The sequence below is a fragment of the Pseudomonas sp. PWP3-1b2 genome, from assembly GCF_049896045.1.
GTDB lineage: Bacteria > Pseudomonadota > Gammaproteobacteria > Pseudomonadales > Pseudomonadaceae > Aquipseudomonas > Aquipseudomonas antarctica_B.
Map to the genome: position 1 here is coordinate 41454 of NZ_JAFCTN010000026.1, position 22185 is coordinate 63638.

Sequence of the window (22185 nt, forward strand, 5' to 3'; positions counted from 1 at the left end):
TTTCAGAGAAGGGATGTAGAGCTTATCTGGCCGTCACGTGGGACGTTTCAGCAGCTTTCGTGCTCTTCCGGTCGAGCACCAGGCTGCACAGCGCCGGCAGGAACAACAGTGTCAACAGCGTGCCCACCAACACCCCGCCAATCAGCACATAGGCCAGGGATGACCAGAACACCGACAGCGTCAGCGGGATAAAGGCCAATGCCGCCGCCAACGCGGTCAAAATCACCGGCCTTGCGCGTCGCACTGTGGCTTCGATGATGGCTTCGCGAATTGCCATGCCGTGTTCCGTGTTCTGGCGAATCTGGTCGGTAAAGATCAGCGTGTTGCGCATCAGGATGCCGCCAATGCCGATCAAGCCCAGAATCGCGTTGAACCCGAATGGCTGGTTGAACAGCAGCAAGGTCGGCACCGCGCCAATCAAGCCCAGCGGCGCGGTGGCGAAGACCATGAACATCACGGCGAAGGAGCGCACCTGGAACATGATTACGGTGAGGGTCAACAGGATCATGATCGGGAAGAGGGCGGCCAGCGCGACGTTGGCCTTGGCGCTTTCCTCCACCGGGCCGCCGATGTCGACTTGATAACCGGCGGGCAGCTTGGCGATCAGCGGTTGCAGGTCTTTGTAAACGGCCATTTCCACGTCAGGCGGTTGCACGCCGTCGATGATGTCGGCGCGCACTTCCACGGTGGTCGCGCGGTTGCGTCGCTTGAGGATAGGCTCTTCCATCACCGCCTGGAAATGCCCGACCTGGGCCAGTGGCACCGAGGTGCCGGCGCTGTTGGTCAGGGTCATGTTGTTGAGGTTGCCGAGGTTCTCGCGCTGGTTGCCCTGGGCGCGGGCGACCACGGACACCGTACGATTGCCTTCGCGCACTTCAGTGATCGGGTTGCCGCTGAGCAGGGCATTGAGCTGGGACTTGACCTCGTTGGGGGTAAAGCCCAGCAGGCGCAGGCGATCCTGATCGAGGACCAGGCGATAGCCGCTGGTGCGCTCGCCCCAATCGAGGAAGGCATCTTTGGTCAGCGTGTTCGCGGCGACGACTTTGCGCACGTCTTCGGACACACCACGCAGCACCTCCAGATTGGGGCCCGACACGCGAAACACTACGGGGAAGGGCACCGGCGGGCCAAACAGCAGTTGCGTCACGCGCACCCGCGCCGCTGGAAACTCACCGGCGGCAATGCGCTCACGCATGCGCAGCTTCAGGGCATCGCGGGCATGGGAATCAGGGGTTTGCACGATCAGCTTGGCGAACGCCGGGTCGGGCAGTTCGGGGTTCAGCGAGAGGAAAAAGCGTGGCGCACCGCCGCCTACATAAGTGTCGACGACACTGGTTTGTGGTTCTTGCATCAGCGCTTTTTCCACCTGCGCCGCCACCGCTTCAGTGGCTTTGAAGGCAGTGCCGGGCGGCATGTACACCTCAAGAATCAGCTCGGAACGGTCGGAGTTGGGGAAGAACTGCTTCTTCACCACGCCCATGCCCAGCCCGCACAATACAAACGCGCTGACCACCAGGCCGGTGACCAGCCAGCGCCTGCGCATGCAGGCCTCTACCAGGCTGCGCAGTTTCTGGTAGTAGCGCCCGGCATAAATCGCGTCATGGCCGCCGGGCACCGGTTTGATGTGCGGCAGCAGTTTAACGCCCAGATACGGAGTGAAGACCACCGCCACCAGCCAGGACGAGATCAGCGCAAAGCCGACGATCCAGAAGATATTGCCGGCGTATTCCCCGGCGGCCGAACGCGCAAACCCCACCGGCAGAAAACCGATGATCGTGACCAGCGTGCCAGTGAGCATCGGCGCGGCAGTGGAACTCCAGGCAAACGTGGCGGCGTGAATCCGATCGAAGCCTTCCTCCAGTTTCACCACCATCATTTCAATGGCGATGATGGCGTCGTCCACCAGCAAGCCGAGGGAGATGATCAGCGCGCCAAGGGTGATACGGTCGAACTCGCGCCCGGTCAGCAACATGATTACGAACACCACCGAAAGGGTCAGTGGCACCGCTGCGGCGACCACCAAACCGACGCGAAAACCCAGCGCCAGCAGGCTGATGACCATCACCACGGCCAGGGCGACGAAGAATTTCAGCATGAACTCGTTCACCGCCAGGCTGATGTTTTTTGCCTGGTCAGAAACCTTGGCGAAATTCACCCCCAGCGGCAGGTCGGCCTGGATTTTGGCTTCCTGGGCCTTAAGGCTCTTGTCGAGTTCCAGGCCGTTCCAGTGTTTTTCCATGATCACGCCAAGCATCAGCGCCGGGTCGCCCTGGTGGCGGATGCGGTAGCTGGGCGGGTCTTCATAACCTCGGCTGACCGTGGCTACATCGGCGATGCGCAACACTCGACCGTTGGCTTCCACGGGCACGTTTTCAATCAGCGCCAGGCTGTCGAAGGCGCCGTCGACACGGATATACGCGCGGGCCCCGGCAGTCTCGACGAACCCCGACGGTGCCACGGCGTTTTGTGCGGCCAACGCGGAAAAAATCTGCTCGGGCTTGATGCCCAGCGTCGCCAAACGCTCATAGGAAAACTCGACGAAGATTCGCTGCGCCTGCTCGCCCAGAATATTGACCTTCTTCACGCCCGGCAGGTTAAGGAAACCCTGGCGTAAATCCTCGGCCATCTGTACCTGCTGGCGATGGGGCAGGTGTTCGGCTTCCAGGGCGTACAGGGCGAAATACACGTCGGAATATTCATCGTTGAAGAACGGCCCGATCACACCTTTGGGCAGTTTTGCGGCTTCATCGCTGAGTTTTTTGCGCGTCTGGTAGAACAGGTCCTGGATCTCGCTGGCGCGCGTGGACTCCTTGTAGGTCATGCGCATCGAGACAAAGCCCGGCTGGGCGATGGTTTCGACGCGGTCGTAATAGTCCAGTTCCTGCAGGCGTTTTTCCAGGCGGTCAGCCACCTGTTCCTGCATTTCCTGAGCCGTTGCGCCGGGCCAGGCGGCGGTGATGGTCATCACCTTGACGGTAAACGACGGGTCTTCAGCGCGGCCCAGTTGGCCGAACGAGAAGACCCCGGCGGCGAGGATCGCAATGATCAGGAACAGCGTGACCGCACGGTGTTTTACCGCGAGTTCGGAGAGGTTGATGCCGCGCATGCTCAGTGGTCCTGTTTACGGTTGAGGGCCAGTTCCTGCGCGGGCAGCAGGCGTACCGCGTCGCCGCTGTGCAGCAGGTGCGCGCCGAGTGCGACGACGGTTTGGCCGGGGGCCACGCCGCTGTTGAGCAGGGCGTCTTCCTGGCCAAGGCTGGCGACGTTGACCGGCGCGAACGTGACCTTGTTGTCAGCGCCAATCAGCCACACACCGGTGCCTTGCCCCGCATCCTGCAGTGCGCCGATGGGCACGCGGGTTTGCTGGGGTTGGCCGTTCCCTTGCAGGCGCACGGTGATGGTCGAACCGAGGGCGAAACGGTCTACGGCGCCGTGCAATACATACCGCGCGCGGTAGGTGCGCGTGGTCGGGTCAGCGCTGGCGGACAGTTCGCGCAGGGTGGCGGTGACGGCTTGATCCGGCGCGCCGAAGGGGAAGGCCAGAGCCTTTTGCGAGGCTTGGTCGCGCTGGTTTTCCGGCAGGTTGACGATGGCTTCACGGGCGCCGTCGTGGGCCAGGCGCGCAACGATCTGGCCTTCTGCGACGACTTGGCCGCGGTCCACGCGCACGTCCGTGATGATGCCGTCGCCATCGGCATTGAGGATGGAGTAGGTGCGGCGGTTTTCGACCTGGCTGGCGTCGGATTGTGCCGAGGCCAGTTCAGCTTCGGCGACGCGCAGGTTGGTGGCCGACTGGTCGAAGATCTGCCGCGACACGGCGCCGGTACTGGCCAGGCGCTGGTAGCGATTTTCGTCATCGCGGCGTTGGCGCAGCTGTGCCTGGGCGGCGTTGACACGGTTTTTCGCCGAGCGCAGGGCCAGTTCGAAGTCGCCGATGTCCAGCACCAGCAAGGTGTCGCCTCGGGAGACGTGCTGGCCAGGGTCGACCTTGCGTTCGATGACCTTGCCACTGACGCGAAAGCCCAGGTCGCTTTCCGTGCGGGCCGCGACCACGCCGGTATAGGCGCTCTGCTGGGTGCCGGCAGCTTCCACTTTCGCGGCCAGGACGGGGCGGGGCACGGGCACTTCGGCGGTGGTGTTGGCCTCTCTGTTACAGCCGCTGAGGACGATCAACAGGGCCAGGGGCGTGAGAAGACGCAGGGGTAAAGGGTTCATGGCGGGCTCCGGGGGTAACGCTCGAGCGGAAAATTATGGACATAATTTTTTGCTCATATTATGGTCGAAATATAAATTAATCCAGCCCCGGATAATCCTCATGGCAAACGCCCCGGCACCTTCACGCAGCTTGTTGTTTTTATTGGTCGCCCTCACGGCGCTGGGTGAGGTGTCGACCCAATTGCTCATCCCCGGCCTGGGCATCATCGAGCAGGTGCTGGGGGCGCAACCGGGGTCGGCGTTGATGGCGCTGTCGGCATTTGTCGCCGCATTTGGCCTCGGCCAACTGCTGTTCGGGCCGCTGTCGGACCGCGTTGGACGTCGCCCGGTATTGATCGGCGGCCTGGTGCTGTACGTGCTGGCGACCCTGGCGATGCTGCTGGTCAGCGATATCCACCAATTCATCGCCGCCCGCGTGGTGCAAGGCCTGGGCGCCTGCGCCGCGTTGGTGCTGGCGCGCACCGTGGTGCGCGACGTATGGAAAGCCGAAGCGGGGCCGGCCCTGGCGCTGACCATGATCGGCATGCTTTACGCGATAGTTGTTGCGCCGATGGTCGGCGGTTTGCTGATCAAGTTGTTCGGCTGGCACGCGCCGATCATTCTGGCGCTGTTGATTGGCAGCGCAGTGCTGGTCATCGCGCTGCTGTTCTTTCGTGAAAGCAATCACCACCTCGACCCCAAGGCCGGCCACTGGCGCACCCTTGGCGGCCAGTACCTGGATGTGCTCAAAGGCCGCCAGTACCGCGCGTATGCCGTGGCGTTGGCCTGCACTTACGGCGCAATGTTCGCGGTAATCGCCGGTTCATCGGCGGTATTTATCAACCTGTTGGGGTTCAGCAGCCTGGAGTACGGCATCAATTTTGGCCTGATCGTGTCGATGCTCATCGTCGGTTCCACCTATGCCCGGCGCAACATCATGCGCCTGGGGCCCCAGCGTATTGTGGCGATTGGCGTGACGATGGTGGCCGTTGGCGGGGTTTCAGCCTTGGTGATTTATGAGCTGTTTGGGCTGTCTGTATGGGGCCTGGATATCCCGGTGGCGCTGGTCACCCTGGGCGGCGGCCTGGTGTTGCCCGGTTCGGTCACCGGCGGTGTGATGCCCAATGCTCACCGCGCGGGTTTGGCAGCGGGTCTGATGGGGTTTTCGCAGATGTTGGGTGCAACGTGCAGCGGCCTTTTATTGAGCCATCTGCGGGATGGCAGTGCCGCGCCGATGATCATCATCCAGGCGTGTTTTGCACTCACGGCCTTTGTCGCGTTCCATCTGCTTCGCGAGCGACGGGTGAAAGCACTGTCCTACACGTAGAACAATCCGGGCTGGTTTTGCCGGCTAGTGCACAGCGGCAGCTGGGCTTATGGTGTAGGCACTTTGGAGGTACACCATGAAAAAGCTTATCGGCATCTACACCAGCCCCCGCGCCCATTGGGTCGGCGACGGCTTTCCGGTGCGCACGCTGTTTTCCTACGACGCAATGGGAAAGCACATCAGCCCATTCCTGTTGCTGGACCACGCCGGCCCGGCGCACTTCACGCCGACCGACCAACGTCGTGGCGTCGGCCAACACCCGCATCGCGGCTTTGAAACAGTGACCATCGTCTACGACGGCGAGGTCGAGCACCGCGATTCCACGGGCGCTGGCGGCACAATCGGTCCTGGCGACGTGCAATGGATGACGGCGGCCAAGGGCATCCTCCACGAAGAGTTCCACTCCGAAGCCTTTGCCCGCAGCGGCGGTGCGCTGGAGATGGTGCAACTGTGGGTCAACCTGCCGGCCAGGGACAAAATGGCCGACGCGGGTTACCAGACCATCGTTGATGGCGATATTCCGGTGCTGCCACTGGCAAATGACGCCGGGCAATTGCGCCTGATTGCCGGTGAATTCGCCGGAGTGTCCGGGCCTGCGCGCACCTTCACTCCCATCGACGTATGGGACCTGCGCTTGAATGCCGCAAAAGCGCTGACGCTCGACCTGCACGCCGGGCGCAATACCGCTTTGGTGATCCTGCGCGGCACGCTGCTGATCAATGGCGAAGAAGTGGCGCGCCAGGGGCAGCTTGCGTTGTTTGAGCGTGATGGCAGCAGGCTCACCCTGCAAGCCAGCGAGGACGCCAAGGTGTTGCTGCTCAGCGGCGAACCGATCGACGAACCCATCGTCGGCCACGGCCCGTTCGTGATGAACACCGAGCAGGAAATCCACCAGGCGTTTGCCGACTTCCAGTCGGGTCGGTTCGGCCAGATGCAGGCTTGACAGCCCAGCGCAAACCCTTGTGGGAGCTGGCTTGCCTGCGATAGCACCGCCTCGGTGCGGCTGATACACCGAGGCGTCTGCATCGCAGGCAAGCCAGCTCCCACATTTTGTTTTCCAGCGTTATCAATTCATGCGATCTTCTGGGCATTCGCCCTGGAGTCGCCTGGATGCCCTCATTTATCACCGATCACCCGATGTTTTGCGCCATGGTGCTGATCTTGATCGACATCGCCGTGTGGCGCCTTATCTCCGCCGACCTCGCGAACTGGAAGCTTGCGGCGCGGCTGGTGATCTTCGCGGTCTTCAGCGCCGTGTTGTTCAACGACGGCATGAACCCCATGCAGGCCGCGCCCTATGTCGGCAACACAGCCTTGCACCTGGCGGCCACTGCGTTGCAGATCGGCTGGTGGCTGTTTGCTGCACGCACGCTCACGGTGTTGCTCGGCACGCTGATGATGCAGCGGGTCGGCCACACCGGGCGGCTGCTGCAGGATATCGTGGGCGCGATGATTTTCCTGGTTGCGATCATCGCCGCCATGGCTTACGTGCTCGACCTGCCGGTCAAGGGCGTACTGGCTACCTCGGGCGCCGTGGCGATCATCGTCGGCCTGGCGTTGCAGAGCACACTCAGCGACGTGTTTTCCGGGATCGTGCTCAACACCACCAAGCCGTACCAGATTGATGACTGGATCTCGATTGATGGAACCGAAGGCCGGGTGACTGATATCGACTGGCGCGCCACACGGTTGCAGACCTCCCAGGGCAGCATGGCGGTCATTCCCAATTCCCTGGCGGCCAAGGCCAAGATCATCAACTTTTCGCGCCCGGCAGATATGTTCGGGCTAGCGGTGAGCGTGCAAGTCAGCCCCCATGCGCGCCCGCAGGTGGTGATCGAGGCGCTGGAGCGGGCGATGCAAGGCTGCCGGCCACTGTTGGCCAACCCTGCGCCGAGTGTGGCGTTCAAGACGTCCGTCAGTGGTGGCGTGGACTATGAGATCAGTGGGTTTGTGCCCGCCATGGCGCTGAAACGCGAAGTGCGCAATCAGCTTTATGATTTGGCTTTTCGGCACTTGCAGGCGGCGGGTGTGGGGTTGTTGTCTGCGACCGAAAGCAGTACGCCGCCGGTGATGTCCGGCGCTCGGGCGCTTTTGGAGCGCTCGTCGATTTTCTCGACGTTGCGTCAGGAGGAGAAGGAGACGTTCAGCCAGAACATGACGCTGCACACTTACCGTACCGGGGAGATGATCTTGCCGGCGGGGGAGGTCAGTGATCATTTGTTCATTGTGGAATCCGGTGTGGTGTCTGTGATGTTGATCAAGGGCGGTCACAAGTTCGAGGCCGGGCGGATGGGGCCGGGAGAGGTGATTGGCGAGGCGGGGGTTTTGTCTGATCAGGCGACATTGGCCGACTTTACGGCGAAGACGTTCTGTACGTTGTATCGCATTGAGAAGGAGTATTTGAAGCCTTGTCTGGATGCGCGGCATGACATCAGTGAGGCCATGAAGGCATTGCTGGATTTCAGGGTGCATGCGGCGCAGGCGTTGACGCAGGATGCGCCGGTGGTGCCGGTCAAGAAGGGCTTTATTCAGTGGTTGAGGGACAGAGGGTTGTAAAACGATCTGTCGCTGCGTTCTGCCCCGTGGCCGGACGGGGCGCCTGAGATGCCGATGTAAGCCTTAGAAATTCACCGTCGCACTCAAGCGCGCCGTCAACGGCGCGCCCTGGAACAGGTAGTCATCGCCCATGTATTCGCCTGCGTCGCGCCAGTAGCGCTTGTCGAACAGGTTGTCGACGCTCAGGCGAAATACCGTCTCATAACCGTCGACTTTAGTGGTGTAACGGCTGCCGACATTGACCACTGCGTAGTCTCCCACCTCCACATTGCCGGTGCGATTGGCGTACTTTTTGGCGCTGTATTGCACACCGCCCAGCACGGCCAAACCGTTCACCCATGGCAGCGCGTAATCGGCGTACACACTGGCGCGAAGTGTTGGCACATTGATCGCCTGATGGCCTTCGTAATCCGGCGTGCCACTGCCCGCCACGCGCGCGCGAATTGCTGCGACGCTGGTTGCAATTTGCAGGCGCTCGGTCGCCCAGCCGTTGGCGGAGAGTTCCAGCCCGGTATTTTTCTGTTCGCCCTGTTGCACATAGGTGAACGCGCCAGTGCCGTCCGGCTTGGCGTATTGATAAGCCTGACGCGTCTGGAACACGGCCGCGGCGAAGCTGATGCGGCGCCAGTCGTATTTCACGCCGGCTTCAATTTGCCGAGACACGGTCGGCGCCAGTGTTTCGCTTGAGTTGGCGGCGAACCACGGCGCGGTGCCGCCCAGGGACAAACCCTTGCTGTAACTGGTGTACAGCGACACGTTTTCCACGGGTTTGTAGATCAATGAAGCTTGGGGCAGGAACACGTATTGCTGGGTGTGGCGCGTCTCAGTGCCGTTTTTGTCAAAAGCCTGCTCATCCAGGCGCACTTCGCGGCCGCCGATGAGGGTCTGCCACTGCTCATTGAAGCTGATACGGTCAGTGACAAACACCCCGTACTGGCGGCTGTCGAGGTTTCGATGGCTGTCGTTCAGCGGTTTGTCGGTTGGGGCAAATGTTGGCGCGTCTTCGTTGATAGTGCCGCTGCCGATGTACTCGTTCACGGCATCGCGCTTGTCGATCACCCGGCGAAACGCGCTGGTGCCGAAGGTCAGTTCATGGCCCAGTCCTGGGGTGTCGAACAGCCCGGTCATGGCCGCCTGCACTTCGTCGTCACGGCGCGTGTCATCGGGGCTGCGGTAGTCGTAGATGTCGTAGTCACCTTCCGGGCTGAAGGTGTTGGCGTTGCAGGTGCCCACGTAGTAACAGCCCCAAGCGAACGAGCTGTAATCGTCAATCACCACTTTGCTGCGCGCCGCGCTGACACTGCCTTTCCACTGATCGCTGAAACGGTACTCAAACTTGCCGTTCAAGTTCAACGAGTCAATGCCAACCTGATGCGAGCCGCTTTGATGCCCCAACAGTTTTTTCGGCGATGGGTCATGCGGCACTTCGGTGCCGCCCAGCAACTGATACCCCGGCACCGAGCGCTGCTGCTTGTTCTGGTATTCCGCATCCAGCTGCAACACCGCATCCGGGCTGATGTTCCAGTCGAATGCCAGGGACAGGAAGTCGCGCTGGCCATCGGCGTGTTCCACATAGGAATTGAGGTCTTCATGGGCGACGTTGGCGCGCACGCCGAACTGCTGCTCGCTGCCGAACCAGCCGCCGACATCCGTGGCGATATAGCCGCTGCCGCGATCATCGGTGGACACCGTGACCGAGCGCACATCCTCCGGGCGCTTGGTCACGTAGTTGATCACGCCGCTGGGCTCGGAGATCCCGCTTTGCAAACCGGCCAGGCCCTTGAGCACTTCGACCTGCTGTTTGTTTTCCAGGGCAACGTTCTGCTCGCCGGTGATGGTGCGCCCGTTGATTTTGTAGCTGCTCGCCGCGTTCAGTGAGAAGCCGCGCACCACGAAGTTTTCGTAGTAGCCGATGGGTGCGTAGCTGTCGCCGACCGAGGCGTCGTTGCGCAGCACGTCGCTGAGCAGGCGCGCTTGCTGGTCCTTGATCATGGCCGCGTTGATCACGGTGATTGAGGCCGGCGTGTCGAGCAGCGGGGCTTCATTGAAACCGCCGACCGAGGCGGTGTCAGTGCGATAGCCGGACTCGTCCTGGCCCTGAACCTTCACCGCAGGCAGTTCTATTTCAGCCGCGAAGCTATTGCCGATGCCACCGCTGAGCAGCAGGCCGAGGGCGAAACGTGAAGGTGGGAACGAGCGAAAACGCAAAACCATGGGGGCAAGGCCTTAGAGCGCAGGGCGGGAAGGGCGCATAAGCTAGGCATATCGGCAGGGTTTTACAAGCCATGGAGAAGGGATCTATCACGGCGCAGCATCAAATGTGGGAGCAGGCAAGCCAGCTCCCACAGTGAATCGCATTTCAGCAGGAGTGTTTGAGGGTTTCGCTGGGCAACTCTTTGAACAGCGCCCGATAGCTATTGGAAAACCGCCCCAAATGCCAAAACGACCAATTCATCGCCACCTCAGCCACGGTGGTGTCGGCGCCACTCAACAACTCCCGCCGCGCGCCGTTCAACCGGCGCAACCGCAGCCACTGCGCCGGGCTCATCCCGGTGTAGGTCTTGAAGCCTTGCTGCAACTGGCGCAACGGCACGCCGGCGATCTGCGCCAATTCCAGCAGGTTGACGGTCTCATCCGGCGCATCCGCCGCCCATTCGCCGATGCGCGCCATCAGTAGGCGCTCAGCACCACGGCGCTGCAAGGAACTGCGGTCCAGGCACACGCAGGCGTTGTCGAGGATAAACAGGCAGTCATCCAGCAGTTGCTGGGTGAGGGCGTCGCGGCTGATGGGGTCGATCACCGTGGACAAGCGCGTCAACGTCCCACTGAGCCAGCGGGTGAACAGTGCGTTCTGCTGGCACGTCAGCGGCGCGAGGAACAGCCCTTCAAGTTTCGCCACCTCCAGGCCGTGGCGCTGCACAAATTGCGGGCCGAAGACCACCGCCACTTCGCGGTAGTTTTCCGGGGTGATCCAGGTGTTGCGGCTTTCGCCATTGAGCACGTACAGCGCGTTGTCGCTGCCGTCAAAACAGAACGCCAATGACCCGGTGGGCGCATTGAAATGCTGTTCCACACGGGTGTTCATGCACTCTTCGTAAACCTCGACACCTTGCAGGTCGAGGTAACGGATCTGCCCGGCGAAACGCCCCGCAGACATCTGTTGGTATTGCTGCACCCAACCGGGTGTCGCACTGCATTGAGCGGCCACATCACCGGTGGTGAAGGCCTGTACGCGCAAAGCGTTTGCCTGTGTCATGAGAAGCCTGGGCGCACTCTTTTGGTGCGTTGTAGTGGGTGCAAAGTGGATAGATGCCGGCTGACGGCTGGCCCAAGATAGACCTCAATGCGCAGGGAGTACAAGCCGGCGCATGCACCCAACCCATGACGAGGTCCTTATGAACGTCCCCTTCGATCAGCTGCACGCCTGGCTGAAAGAACACAAGATTACCGAAGTCGAATGCGTGATCAGTGATTTGACTGGCATCGCACGCGGCAAGATTGCACCCACCAACAAGTTCCTGCATGAGCGAGGCATGCGCCTGCCGGAAAGTGTGTTGCTGCAAACGGTGACCGGGGACTTTGTCGACGACGATATCTACTATGACCTGCTCGACCCTGCCGACATCGACATGATCTGCCGCCCGGTGTCCAACGCCACCTACGTGGTGCCATGGGCCATCGAGCCGACTGCGATTGTGATCCACGACACCTTCGACAAACAGGGCAACCCCATCGAGTTGTCGCCCCGCAACATCTTGAAGAAAGTTCTGCAGCTCTACACCGACAAGGGCTGGCAGCCGATTGTCGCGCCGGAAATGGAGTTCTACCTGACCCAGCGTTGCGAAGACCCGGACCTGCCGTTGAAAACCCCGGTGGGCCGCTCCGGTCGCGCCGAAACCGGCCGCCAATCGTTTTCCATCGACGCCGCCAACGAATTCGACCCGCTATTTGAAGACGTCTATGACTGGTGCGAACTCCAGGGCCTGGACCTCGATACGCTGATCCACGAAGACGGCCCGGCGCAGATGGAAATCAACTTCCGCCACGGCGACGCGCTGGACCTGGCCGACCAGATCACCGTATTCAAACGCACCCTGCGCGAAGCCGCGCTCAAGCACAACGTGGCCGCGACCTTCATGGCCAAGCCGGTGGCCGACGAGCCGGGCAGCGCCATGCACCTGCACCAGAGCGTGGTCGACATTGCCACCGGCAAACCGGTGTTTGTCGACGCGGACGGCAAGATGAGCCAGCTGTTTTTGCACCACATCGGCGGCTTGCAAAAGTACATCCCCAAGCTGCTGCCGATGTTTGCGCCGAACGTGAACTCGTTCCGCCGCTTTCTGCCGGACACCTCGGCGCCGGTCAACGTCGAGTGGGGCGAAGAAAACCGCACCGTCGGCCTGCGCGTGCCCACTTCCAGCCCTGATGCGATGCGCGTGGAAAACCGCCTGCCGGGCGCCGACGCCAATCCGTACCTGGCAATTGCGGCTAGTCTGCTGTGTGGTTACCTGGGGATGATCGAACAGATCGACCCTGGCGCCCCGGTGGAAGGCCGCGCCTACGAACGCCGCAACCTGCGCCTGCCGTTCACCCTCGAAGATGCGCTGGCGCGCATGGAGGATTGCGACACGGTCAAGCATTACCTGGGCGACAAGTTTGTGCGCGGCTACGTCGCGGTCAAACGCGCCGAGCACGAGAATTTCAAGCGAGTGATCAGTTCCTGGGAGCGTGAGTTCCTGCTGTTGAGCGTCTAAAAAAACCAATAAAGGGGTGTCGATATGCGTCTTGTGAAAAAGCTTCTCCCGCTGGCGCTCGTTGCAGCGTTCAGCAGCACCAGCCACGCCGCGCAGACCGTCAGCGTCTACAACTGGACTGACTATATCGGCGAGACCACCCTGGCCGATTTTCAGGCCAAGACCGGGATTAAAGTGATCTATGACGTGTTCGACTCCAACGAAACCCTGGAGGGCAAGTTGCTGGCGGGCCGCACCGGCTATGACGTGGTGGTGCCGTCCAACCACTTCCTGGCACGCCAGGTAAAGGCCGGCGCGTTCCTCACGCTCGACCGCTCGCAGTTGCCGAACTTCAAGAACCTCGACCCCAAGCTGCTCAAGCTGCTGGAGAAAAACGACCCGGGCAATGCGCACTCGGTGCCGTACCTGTGGGGCACTAACGGCATCGGCTATAACGTCGACAAGGTCAAGCAAGTGCTTGGCATCGACCATATCGATTCGTGGGCGGTGCTGTTCGAACCGGAGAACATCAAGAAGCTGCACGAGTGCGGCGTAGCGTTCCTCGATTCGGCGGATGAACTGTTCCCGGCGATTCTCAACTACATGGGCAAGGACCCGCGCAGCGAGAATCCTGAAGATTACAAACAGGCCGAAGCCAAGCTGCTGACGCTGCGCCCGTACATCACGTATTTCCATTCATCCAAGTACATTTCGGACCTGGCCAACGGTGATATCTGTGTGGCGTTCGGTTATTCCGGCGACGTGTTCCAGGCCGCCAACCGTGCCAAGGAAGCCAAGAACGGCGTGAACATCGCTTATTCGATCCCGAAGGAAGGCTCCAATTTGTGGTTCGACCTGCTGGCCATTCCCGCCGACGCGAGCAACACGAAAGAGGCCCACGCCTTTATCAACTATTTGCTCGACCCGCAGGTTATCGCCAAGGTCAGCGCGTCGGTCGGTTATGCCAACGCCAACCCGGCCGCCAAGCCGTTCATGGCGCCTGAACTGGTGAACAATCCTGAGGTGTACCCGCCCCAGGAAGTGCTCGACAAACTCTATATTTCCACCACGCCGACCCCGGCGACCATGCGCCTGATGACCCGCGCCTGGAGCAAAGTGAAGACCAACAAATGATTCAATCAACTGACCACGCCCGGTCCTATTACCGGGCCTCGGCCAATGCCATGCCGGAGCGCCCGCCATTGGGCGCAAACCTGACGGCCGATGTGTGTGTGATCGGCGGCGGGTTCACCGGCGTCAACACCGCCATCGAACTGGCCCAGCGCGGGCTCTCGGTGATCCTGCTGGAGGCCCGGCGCATTGGCTGGGGCGCCAGTGGGCGAAATGGCGGGCAGTTGATTCGCGGTATCGGCCACGACGTGTCGGGCTTTGCCAGATACGTGGGCGAGGAGGGCGTGCGTTACCTGGAACGGGCCGGGATTGAGTCGGTGGCGTTGGTGGGCGAACGGATTCGCGAACACGGCATCGACTGCGATCTGCGCTGGGGCTTTTGCGAACTGGCGAATACCCCGGCGCAGTTTGCGGCGTTCAAGGGCGAGCAGGAGAGCCTGGCGGCCATGGGGTATGCCCATGAAACTCGGCTGGTTGAGGCCAGGGACATGCAGCAGGTCGTGGGTTCGACGCTGTATGCCGGTGGTTTGGTGGACATGGGCTCGGGGCATCTGCACCCGCTGAATCTGGTGCTGGGGGAAGCACAGCTCGCCGAGTCCCTCGGGGTGCAGATTTTTGAGCAGACCGACGTGCTGGAGTTGATTCACGGCGACACCGTTCAGGTGCGCTGCGCGGGTGGCACGGTGCGCGCCGCAAATCTGGTGCTGGCGTGCAATGCGCACCTTGAAGAGCTGGAGCCCCGGTTGAGCGGCAAGGTACTTCCGGCGGGCAGCTACATCATCGCCACTGAGCCGTTGTCAGAGGAAATGGCCCACCAATTGATCCCGCAAAACCTGGCGCTGTGTGACCAGAAAGTCGGGCTGGATTACTACCGGCTTTCGGCTGATCGTCGCGTATTGTTTGGCGGCGCCTGCCATTATTCGGGGCGTGATCCGGTGGACATTGCTGCGTATATGCAGCCGAAGCTGCTCAAGGTTTTCCCGCAGTTGGCTCATACCGCCATCGAGTTTCAGTGGGGCGGCAAGATTGGTATCACCGCCAATCGATTCCCTCAGGTGGGGCGACTGAGCCAGTACCCGAACGTGTTTTATGCGCAGGGCTATTCCGGTCATGGGCTCAACGTGACGCACTGGTGCGCAACGCTGCTGGCCGAAGGCATTCATGCCGGTCACAGCACAGGCCTGGATATCTTCAGCCAGGTGCCGCACATGACCTTCCCCGGCGGCAAGGCATTGCGCTCGCCATTGCTGGCGCTGGGGATGCTCTGGTATCGGCTGCGAGAAATGGTTGGCTGACCCACCTTAATCCAGCTGTGGGAGCGGGCTTGCCCGCGATAGCGGTGTATCAGTCACCCAATGCATTGACTGACACTGCGCATTCGCGAGCAAGCCCGCTCCCACATTTTGAACTTCATCAGCCCTTGGGTTCGGTGAGTACCTTGCGGAAGGTTTCGACCAGCGGGCGCAGGTTGATGCGATGCCATGCCGCCCACAGCGGGGTGGTGTAGGTCAGCCATGGCAGTTCGCGCAACACCACGCCGGGCGGTGCATTGCGGCTCAAGCCTTTTTGCACCATGGCCACGCCCAGCCCGGAGGCGACCAGGCCCAGCGCAGTAAACGGCTCACTGGCCTCCATCGGAATCTGCGGCGTAAAGCCCGCACGAATGCACGCCGCAACAAAGTCATCCGCCGGGCTGGCGCCGGGTTTGCGCTGCACGCCAATCCATTGCTGGTCCGCCAAATGGTCGGGCAGCAGTTTGCTCTGGCTCGCCAGGGGATGATGCTCGGGCAGGGCCAATAACATCGGATCATCCAGCACCTGCAATGCGGTCAAATCCGGGTCATCAAAAGCCGGTGGCTCCCCCACCAACGCAACGTCCAGGCTTCGCTGGCGCAAGCCTTCCAGCTGCTCCAGCGAAGGCAGGTTATACAGCTTGATATGCACCGTCGGCCGGTCGTCTCGCAGTACGCGCAGTGCATTGGGCAACACGCCTGCATGCATGGCGTTTTCGATATAGCCGATGCACAAGCCGCCTTCTTCACCCCGCCCCAGACGTTTACCCAACGACTCCAGGCGATTGGCGTGGGTCAGCAGCGCCTTGGTCTCCGCCAGGAACGTCTGCCCGTCGCGGGTCAGGCGAATCCGTTGCTGGCTGCGTTCGAACAGGGTCAGCCCCAGTCGCTCCTCAAGCTGGGCAATCTGCCGGCTCAGGGGCGACTGGGAGATGTGCAGGCGTTCAGCCGCCCGGCCAACGTGTTCTTCTTCTGCGACCACTTCGAAATAGCGCAGCTGGCGTAGATCAATCATGTAAGACCTGCAGGGACTCAAGTTGGTCGCAGTATGTCTTGGACGGTCCGATCTATGCAATCTACGATCTGCTCAACGGTCACAGCGACCTCGAACCCGATTGAGGATCCACCATGAGCTTGAAAGACAAATTGCCGGGCGTTCTGGGCTTCGGCACCGCGCCACTGGGCAACATGTTCCGCGCCATTCCTGAAGAAGAGGCGCAGGCCACCGTAGAGGCGGCCTGGAACGCTGGCGTGCGCTACTTCGACACCGCGCCGTTCTACGGCTCGGGCCTGTCTGAAATCCGTCTGGGCCAGGCCCTGTCGCAGTACAACCGCGACGACTTCGTGCTCAGCACCAAAGTCGGCCGGTTGATCCTCGATGAAGTCGAAGCCAGCGCCCGCGACCTCGGCGAAAAAAGCGGCGTGTTTGAACACGGCCGTCCGAACAAAATGGTTAACGACTACAGCGCCGACGCCACGTTGCGCTCCATCGAAGACAGCCTGCAACGCCTGCAAACCGATCGGCTGGACATCGTGTGGATTCACGACATCGCCCAGGACTTCTACGGCGACCAGTGGCTGGACTATTTCAACCAGGCGCGTACCGGCGCGTTCAAGGTGCTGACCCGCCTGCGTGAAGAAGGCGTGATCAAGGCCTGGGGCCTGGGCGTGAACCGCGTTGAACCGTGCGAGCTGACCCTGGACCTGACCGAAGCGCAGCCCGACGGCTTCTTGCTGGCGGGCCGCTACACGCTGCTGGACCACGACCGCGCCCTGCAACGCTTGATGGACGCAGCCGCAGCGCAACAGGTCGAGATCGTCGTCGGCGGCCCTTACAGCTCAGGCGTTTTGGCCGGCGGCGCGCATTTTGAATACCAGAAAGCCAGCCCGGCGATCATCAACAAGGTCGAGCAGGTCAAGGCAATTGCCCAGGCCTTCGGCGTCAGCGTCAAAGCCGCTGCGCTGCAGTTTTCATTGGCACATCCGGCCGTGGCTGCGGTGATTCCAGGTGCCAGTCGTCCGGGGCGAATTGCCGAAGACGTCGCGGCGTTGTCAGAGAAGATTCCGGCGGCCTTCTGGCAGGCCCTGCGCGATGCCCGATTGATTTCGGACCGTGCACCTCTGCCGCTTTAACTTCAGGAGTTCAACCGATGAAAATTGATGTAAGCGGCAAAGTAGCCATCGTCAGCGGCAGCACCGCCGGCATCGGCCTGGGCATCAGCCTGGCCCTGGCACAATCCGGCGCCACGGTGGTGGTGATCGGGCGTGAAGCGAGCAAGGTCGACGAGGCGTTGGCGAGCATTCGTCAGGCGGTGCCCGGTGCTGACTTGCGCGGCCTGGTGGCAGATCTTGGCACGGCAGAAGGCGCAGAGAAACTGTTTGCCGCCGAACCGCGCGCCGACATCCTGGTCAACAACCTGGGCATCTTCAACGACGTGGATTTTTTCGACGCGCCGGACAGTGAGTGGGCGCGCTTCTACGAGGTCAATGTGATTTCCGGCGTGCGCCTGTCGCGCCATTACGTGCCGGGCATGGTTGAGCAGGGCTGGGGCCGGGTGATCTTCGTGTCCTCGGAATCCGGCGTGGCAACGCCAGCGGACATGATCAACTATGGCGTGACCAAAAGCGCCAACCTGGCAGTGTCCCATGGCCTGGCCAAGCGCCTGGCGGGCACTGGCGTGACAGTCAACGCCATACTGCCGGGGCCGACCTTTACCGACGGCCTGGAGCAGATGCTCAAAGACGCCACGGCCAAGTCCGGGCGTAGTGCGCGGGAGGAGGCCGATGTGTTTGTGCGCAATGCGCGGCCTACGTCGATCATCCAGCGGGCGGCCAATGTGGATGAAGTCGCCAACCTGGTGGCGTACATTGCTTCACCCCTGTCGTCTGCCACCACCGGTGCCGCGTTGCGGGTCGACGGTGGTGTTGTCGACAGCATGGCTATCTGAATTCTTTTTTATTGTCAGGAGTATTTATTGTGGCAACAGCATCTTCAGTAATCGAAATCCCGGTATCGGCGGATCAGGTCTGGCAATTGGTTGGTGGCTTTAACTCGCTGCCGGACTGGCTGGCGTTTATCGTCAAGAGCGAAGCAAGCGACGGCGGGCGCGTGCGTCATCTGGAAACGGAAGATGGCGGCGTGGTGGTCGAGCGGCTGCAAAGCTTTGAAAACGTGGCGCGCACCTACAGCTACTCCATCGAGCACTCGCCGTTTCCGGTGAGTGCCTACCTGGCAACGTTGAAGGTTGAGGCGTTGACGGAATCGTCGGCAAAAGTGACCTGGTCCGGCGTGTTTACCCCGGCAGCGGGGACCACGGATGCAGAGGTCGAGGAGTTGTTTACCGGCGTATACAGCGGTGGGCTTGAGGCGTTGCGGGCTAATTTCTAACAGCCGCAGCGAGTCCAATGTGGGAGCTGGCTTGCCTGCGATGGCGGTGTATCAGGCAAACTGTTTATTGCCTGGACTACCGCTATCGCAGGCAAGCCAGCTCCCACAGGGTTTTGTGGTGTTTGGGCTCTCAGGGTTATTCGGGCATCAATTGCTGACGGCATTCCAGCACCAAACACGCACCGCCGCTGAGGCTGGAACCGACTTCCAGCTTGAACCCGTGCAAGTTGATAATCGCCGCCACGATCGACAAGCCCAGCCCGAACCCGCCTTGCTGGTCGCTTTCGTCCACGCGATAAAAGCGCTGGAACACCGCATCCCGTTCGGCCGTCGGAATACCCGGCCCCGAGTCATGCACTTCGATGCGTGTAACGCCGGCGTCATTCACTGCACGCAGGATCACTTCACCGCCCGCCGGGGAGAACTTGATCGAGTTGCTCAGCAGGTTGGCCAGGGCTTCAAACAACAGCGCCCGGTCACCGGTGATCCACGGCAGCGACTCCGGCACGTCCAGCACCAGTTGCAGCTCGCCTTCTTCGGCCAGGGGCAGGTAGAAGTCATGCAGTTCACGCAGCAGCGGCAACGGGTCCATCACCAGGAAGCCGGAGCGACGCTGGTGGTCTTCCAGTTCCGAAATCCGCAATAACCCGCGAAAACGCGCCATCAGGGTGTCGGTTTCAGCGATTGCATCGTCGAGTTTGACCGCGTGGGCGGAGTCTTCCTCGGCTTGCTGCTTGATGCGATACAACTGCGCGCGCAGGCGCGTGAGCGGGGTGCGCAGGTCGTGGGCGATGTTGTCGCACACGCCCTTGACCTCGTTCATCAGCTTTTCAATACGGTCGAGCATCGCGTTGACGATGGCCGCGAGCATGTCCAGCTCGTCACGCCGGTTGGACAGCGGCAAGCGGTGCGTCAGGTCGCCGGCGACGATGGCCTCGGCGCTGGCCTGGATGCCACGAATCCTGCGCAAGGGGCGTCGGCGTAACAGATGCCAGCCGGCAGCACCCGGAATGATCGTCAGGGACAGCGCCCACAACAGCGCATGCCAGATGATGCGGGTCACGCCGAACAGCGAACCGTTGGCGCGCACCAGTACCAGCCAGCGACCGTCTTCGGTGTGGGTAGCCACGGCGTCGCAGCTGTCTTTGGGCAGTTTGGGGTCGTCGGAATCGACGCAGTTGGCCAGTGCGTGGATCTTGCCGTCCAGCGGCAGGTCTGGCGGCACGGCACGGATCGGCCCGCTCAGGGGGCGAAATTGCTCGTCGAACAGGCCATAGGCGTCCACGCCCTTCATGTCGAAGGTCATGCTGGTGGTCAGGGCTTCCACCAGTTCTTCGCCGTCAAAACGTTGAAACAGGTGCTGGCGCTGCATCAGGGAGTGACGCGACAAATCGCCCAGGTACCCGGACACTTCGTAATACAGCACCCCCATGAGGATGCAGCTCCAGGCCACGAACAGTGAACTGTACAGCGCCAGCAAACGGCTGCTGGAAGAGCGCCAACCCTTAGAGGGGTTCAGCAATGACATAGCCGGAACCTCGTACCGTGCGAATCAGCGGCGTCAGGCCCGGTGGGTCGATCTTCTTGCGCAAGCGACCAATGTGCACGTCGATCAGGTTGGTGCCCGGGTCGAAGTGATAGCCCCAGACTTCCTCGAAGATCATCATCCGCGAGAGGATCTGCCCGGTGTTGCGCATCAGGAATTCGAGCAATTTGTATTCGGTGGGCAGCAGGCTCAGCGGCTGGTCGGCACGGCTGGCTTCGCGGCTGATCAGGTTGAGTTCCAAATCCGCCACGCGCAGGGCGGTTTCGAACTCTTTGACCGTGCTTTTGCGGCGCAGCAGCACTTCGACACGGGCAGCCATTTCGTCGGAGGCGAACGGCTTGGTCAGGTAATCATCGCCGCCGGCACGCAGGCCGCGAACCCGTTCGTCGACATCGGAGAGGGCGCTGATCATCAGGATAGGCGTCGAAACCCCGATGGTGCGCAAGGTGGTGACGATGGCGAGGCCATCCAGCTCCGGCAGCATGCGGTCGAGGGTGATCAGATCGTAATCACCACTCACAGCGCGGACCAGGCCTTCGCGGCCGTTGTCCACCCAATCTACGTCCAGTCCATGGCTACTCAGCTCAGCGACGATCTCGCGGGCCGTTACGGCGTCATCCTCGATGGTCAAAATACGGGTCATAGGATTACCTGGTGAGCGATTCACACTAGAAGTGCGGGTATTTTGCCAAGAAATACCTGAACGCTTCCTAAATTAAACTTCATGTTGGCAAAACTGACACAAATTTCATGAGCGCTGCTCACCTCTGTGGGAGCTGGCTTGCCTGTGATAGCGGTGTACCAATCGCACATTAATAGCCTGACACACCGCTATCGCAGGCGAGCCAGCTCCCACAGGTGCCGTGTTCAAGCAGGGAATGCATAACGCCCGCTTGAAACTGTCGATTCTTGCAAGTTGCATGGTTCATGTAAGTTCAATTTATCTAAGTTGTTGAAACCAAAGGCAATTAATTTTTTCGACGACTGGCATGGTGCCTGCACTGTCCCTTTTGAGACTTGTAACACCATTTTTCCTGCCGGGAGCTAAACAACAATGATCACATCCTCATCCACACTGCAAGAGTCGAGCGCCGTCTCCGGGGTTTCCTGGGGGGCGATTTTCGCCGGGGCCGCTGCGGCGGCGGCACTCTCCCTGATTCTGGTATTGCTGGGCTTCGGCCTGGGCTTTTCGGCGGTGTCGCCGTGGGCCGACAGCGGTATCAGCGCCAAGGGCCTTGGCATTTCCACGATCGTCTGGCTGGCATTTACCCAGATCATCGCATCGGGCCTGGGCGGCTACATCGCCGGCCGCCTGCGCGTCAAATGGGCCAACATGCACGGCGATGAGGTGTACTTTCGCGACACCGCTCACGGCTTCCTGGCCTGGGCAGTTGCCACCCTGGTCACCGCTGTACTGGTGGTCGGTTCGGTCAGCAGTGTCGTCAGCGGCGGCGTGAAAGCCGGTGCCAGCGTTGCTTCGGGCGCCGCCAGTGGCCTGACTCAAGCAGCCGGCGGTGCAGCCAAAGGCGCCAACAGCGGCGACTTCGACTACTACGTTGACAGCCTGTTTCGCGATGATCGCCCAGCCGCCGTCAGTGATGACGCCGTTCACGGTGTTGTTGCACGCATCTTCACCCGTACCCTGAGCAACGACGGCCAACTGGCTCCAGAAGACCGTACTTACCTGGCCCAGTTGATCAGCCAGCGCACCAACCTCAGCCAGGCTGACGCTGAAGCGCGTATAGAAAAAGTGTACGGCGATGCCCGTAAAGCGATTGAAGATGCCAAGGTCAAAGCCAAGCAAGCCGCTGATGCTGCTGCAAAAGCCGCTGCTTATGCGTCGCTGTGGACCTTTGTGTCGCTGTTGATCGGTGCGTTCTTCGCCAGCTTCGCAGCCACCTTTGGCGGTCGCCGTCGGGATGCTGTGGTGTATGTCGAAACTGAAAACTTTGTTCGTTAATTAAGGAAGACCCTCATGCGCTCATTACTTCTGTGGTTCCTCGGTGTGCCAATCCCGC

17 protein-coding genes are annotated in these 22185 nt (G+C 61.2%); 10 read left to right on the forward strand and 7 right to left on the reverse strand.

Annotated features, from left to right (window positions below):
• Positions 1-22: 22 nt before the first annotated feature.
• Positions 23-3106: an efflux RND transporter permease subunit gene (locus ACP7A2_RS17460; protein ID WP_426135223.1), complete on the reverse strand. Its 3084-nt coding sequence runs from the start codon at positions 3104-3106 to the stop codon at positions 23-25.
• A gap of 2 nt (positions 3107-3108) precedes the next feature.
• Entirely contained in the window at positions 3109-4215 is a 1107-nt protein-coding gene (locus tag ACP7A2_RS17465) for an efflux RND transporter periplasmic adaptor subunit (RefSeq protein ID WP_426135224.1), read from the reverse strand.
• A gap of 100 nt (positions 4216-4315) precedes the next feature.
• On the opposite strand from ACP7A2_RS17465, the gene ACP7A2_RS17470 reads away from it, so the two are divergent.
• From ACP7A2_RS17470 to ACP7A2_RS17480, 3 genes are all read left to right on the forward strand, one after another.
• A complete protein-coding gene (locus ACP7A2_RS17470) occupies positions 4316-5521 on the forward strand; it encodes a multidrug effflux MFS transporter (RefSeq protein WP_426135225.1) in 1206 nt (401 codons plus the stop codon).
• A 76-nt stretch (positions 5522-5597) separates the two neighbouring features.
• Positions 5598-6464 (forward strand): pirin family protein, encoded by an 867-nt coding sequence (locus ACP7A2_RS17475; RefSeq protein ID WP_426135226.1) that lies wholly within the window; start codon positions 5598-5600, stop codon positions 6462-6464.
• Positions 6465-6631: 167 nt separating this feature from the next.
• Complete coding sequence (locus ACP7A2_RS17480; protein ID WP_426135227.1) at positions 6632-8077, forward strand: mechanosensitive ion channel domain-containing protein; 1446 nt, start codon at positions 6632-6634, stop codon at positions 8075-8077.
• Between the two features lie 63 nt (positions 8078-8140).
• Here ACP7A2_RS17480 and ACP7A2_RS17485 read toward each other — a convergent pair whose 3' ends face one another.
• Together ACP7A2_RS17485 and ACP7A2_RS17490 are read right to left on the reverse strand one after the other, a co-directional pair.
• Complete coding sequence (locus ACP7A2_RS17485; RefSeq protein ID WP_426135228.1) at positions 8141-10291, reverse strand: TonB-dependent siderophore receptor; 2151 nt, start codon at positions 10289-10291, stop codon at positions 8141-8143.
• A gap of 145 nt (positions 10292-10436) precedes the next feature.
• The gene (locus tag ACP7A2_RS17490) at positions 10437-11333 is read right to left on the reverse strand and encodes a helix-turn-helix domain-containing protein (RefSeq protein WP_426135229.1); all 897 of its coding nucleotides are present in this window, start codon (positions 11331-11333) and stop codon (positions 10437-10439) included.
• A 139-nt stretch (positions 11334-11472) separates the two neighbouring features.
• On the opposite strand from ACP7A2_RS17490, the gene ACP7A2_RS17495 reads away from it, so the two are divergent.
• The 3 genes from ACP7A2_RS17495 to ACP7A2_RS17505 are packed head-to-tail and all read left to right on the forward strand — an operon-like array spanning position 11473 to position 15236.
• Positions 11473-12831: a glutamine synthetase family protein gene (locus ACP7A2_RS17495; protein WP_426135230.1), complete on the forward strand. Its 1359-nt coding sequence runs from the start codon at positions 11473-11475 to the stop codon at positions 12829-12831.
• 24 nt (positions 12832-12855) lie between these two features.
• The gene (locus ACP7A2_RS17500) at positions 12856-13944 is read left to right on the forward strand and encodes a polyamine ABC transporter substrate-binding protein (protein WP_426135231.1); all 1089 of its coding nucleotides are present in this window, start codon (positions 12856-12858) and stop codon (positions 13942-13944) included.
• The gene (locus ACP7A2_RS17505; RefSeq protein WP_426135232.1) at positions 13941-15236 is read left to right on the forward strand and encodes an NAD(P)/FAD-dependent oxidoreductase; all 1296 of its coding nucleotides are present in this window, start codon (positions 13941-13943) and stop codon (positions 15234-15236) included. The genes ACP7A2_RS17500 and ACP7A2_RS17505 overlap by 4 nt, the downstream gene beginning before the upstream one ends.
• A 118-nt stretch (positions 15237-15354) precedes the next feature.
• On the opposite strand, the gene ACP7A2_RS17510 is transcribed toward ACP7A2_RS17505, so the two are convergent.
• Positions 15355-16248, reverse strand: coding sequence for a LysR substrate-binding domain-containing protein (locus tag ACP7A2_RS17510; protein ID WP_426135233.1), 894 nt, complete (start codon positions 16246-16248; stop codon positions 15355-15357).
• Positions 16249-16361: 113 nt separating this feature from the next.
• On the opposite strand from ACP7A2_RS17510, the gene ACP7A2_RS17515 reads away from it, so the two are divergent.
• From ACP7A2_RS17515 to ACP7A2_RS17525, 3 genes are read left to right on the forward strand one after another with little or no spacing between them, the layout of a single operon-like run.
• Positions 16362-17366, forward strand: coding sequence for an aldo/keto reductase (locus tag ACP7A2_RS17515; protein ID WP_426135234.1), 1005 nt, complete (start codon positions 16362-16364; stop codon positions 17364-17366).
• Between the two features lie 17 nt (positions 17367-17383).
• Entirely contained in the window at positions 17384-18181 is a 798-nt protein-coding gene (locus ACP7A2_RS17520) for an SDR family NAD(P)-dependent oxidoreductase (protein WP_426135235.1), read from the forward strand.
• Between the two features lie 29 nt (positions 18182-18210).
• Positions 18211-18621, forward strand: a complete 411-nt coding sequence (locus ACP7A2_RS17525) for an SRPBCC family protein (RefSeq protein ID WP_426135236.1) — start codon at positions 18211-18213, stop codon at positions 18619-18621.
• 136 nt (positions 18622-18757) lie between these two features.
• Here the strand turns inward: ACP7A2_RS17525 and ACP7A2_RS17530 are convergent, their stop codons facing one another.
• Both ACP7A2_RS17530 and ACP7A2_RS17535 read right to left on the reverse strand, forming a co-directional pair.
• Positions 18758-20149 carry a sensor histidine kinase gene (locus ACP7A2_RS17530; protein ID WP_426135237.1) on the reverse strand — a complete coding sequence of 464 codons (1392 nt, stop codon included), beginning with the start codon at positions 20147-20149 and terminating at the stop codon, positions 18758-18760.
• On the reverse strand, positions 20127-20810 hold the full coding sequence (locus tag ACP7A2_RS17535; protein ID WP_010564812.1) for a response regulator transcription factor: 684 nt from the start codon (positions 20808-20810) through the stop codon (positions 20127-20129). Before ACP7A2_RS17535 ends, ACP7A2_RS17530 begins: the two co-directional genes overlap by 23 nt.
• A 411-nt stretch (positions 20811-21221) precedes the next feature.
• Here ACP7A2_RS17535 and ACP7A2_RS17540 point away from each other — a divergent pair, with 411 nt between their 5' ends.
• Positions 21222-22127: a hypothetical protein gene (locus ACP7A2_RS17540; protein WP_426135238.1), complete on the forward strand. Its 906-nt coding sequence runs from the start codon at positions 21222-21224 to the stop codon at positions 22125-22127.
• The last annotated feature ends 58 nt before the right edge of the window (positions 22128-22185 follow it).

Bases quoted from the DNA above. Each gene is read 5' to 3' on its own strand.
- ACP7A2_RS17460 (WP_426135223.1), bottom strand. From the start codon at position 3,106: ATGCGCGGCATCAACCTCTCCGAACTCGCGGTAAAACACCGTGCGGTC.
- ACP7A2_RS17465 (WP_426135224.1), bottom strand. From the start codon at position 4,215: ATGAACCCTTTACCCCTGCGTCTTCTCACGCCCCTGGCCCTGTTGATC.
- ACP7A2_RS17470 (WP_426135225.1), top strand. From the start codon at position 4,316: ATGGCAAACGCCCCGGCACCTTCACGCAGCTTGTTGTTTTTATTGGTC.
- ACP7A2_RS17475 (WP_426135226.1), top strand. From the start codon at position 5,598: ATGAAAAAGCTTATCGGCATCTACACCAGCCCCCGCGCCCATTGGGTC.
- ACP7A2_RS17480 (WP_426135227.1), top strand. From the start codon at position 6,632: ATGCCCTCATTTATCACCGATCACCCGATGTTTTGCGCCATGGTGCTG.
- ACP7A2_RS17485 (WP_426135228.1), bottom strand. From the start codon at position 10,291: ATGGTTTTGCGTTTTCGCTCGTTCCCACCTTCACGTTTCGCCCTCGGC.
- ACP7A2_RS17490 (WP_426135229.1), bottom strand. From the start codon at position 11,333: ATGACACAGGCAAACGCTTTGCGCGTACAGGCCTTCACCACCGGTGAT.
- ACP7A2_RS17495 (WP_426135230.1), top strand. From the start codon at position 11,473: ATGAACGTCCCCTTCGATCAGCTGCACGCCTGGCTGAAAGAACACAAG.
- ACP7A2_RS17500 (WP_426135231.1), top strand. From the start codon at position 12,856: ATGCGTCTTGTGAAAAAGCTTCTCCCGCTGGCGCTCGTTGCAGCGTTC.
- ACP7A2_RS17505 (WP_426135232.1), top strand. From the start codon at position 13,941: ATGATTCAATCAACTGACCACGCCCGGTCCTATTACCGGGCCTCGGCC.
- ACP7A2_RS17510 (WP_426135233.1), bottom strand. From the start codon at position 16,248: ATGATTGATCTACGCCAGCTGCGCTATTTCGAAGTGGTCGCAGAAGAA.
- ACP7A2_RS17515 (WP_426135234.1), top strand. From the start codon at position 16,362: ATGAGCTTGAAAGACAAATTGCCGGGCGTTCTGGGCTTCGGCACCGCG.
- ACP7A2_RS17520 (WP_426135235.1), top strand. From the start codon at position 17,384: ATGAAAATTGATGTAAGCGGCAAAGTAGCCATCGTCAGCGGCAGCACC.
- ACP7A2_RS17530 (WP_426135237.1), bottom strand. From the start codon at position 20,149: ATGTCATTGCTGAACCCCTCTAAGGGTTGGCGCTCTTCCAGCAGCCGT.
- ACP7A2_RS17535 (WP_010564812.1), bottom strand. From the start codon at position 20,810: ATGACCCGTATTTTGACCATCGAGGATGACGCCGTAACGGCCCGCGAG.
- ACP7A2_RS17540 (WP_426135238.1), top strand. From the start codon at position 21,222: ATGATCACATCCTCATCCACACTGCAAGAGTCGAGCGCCGTCTCCGGG.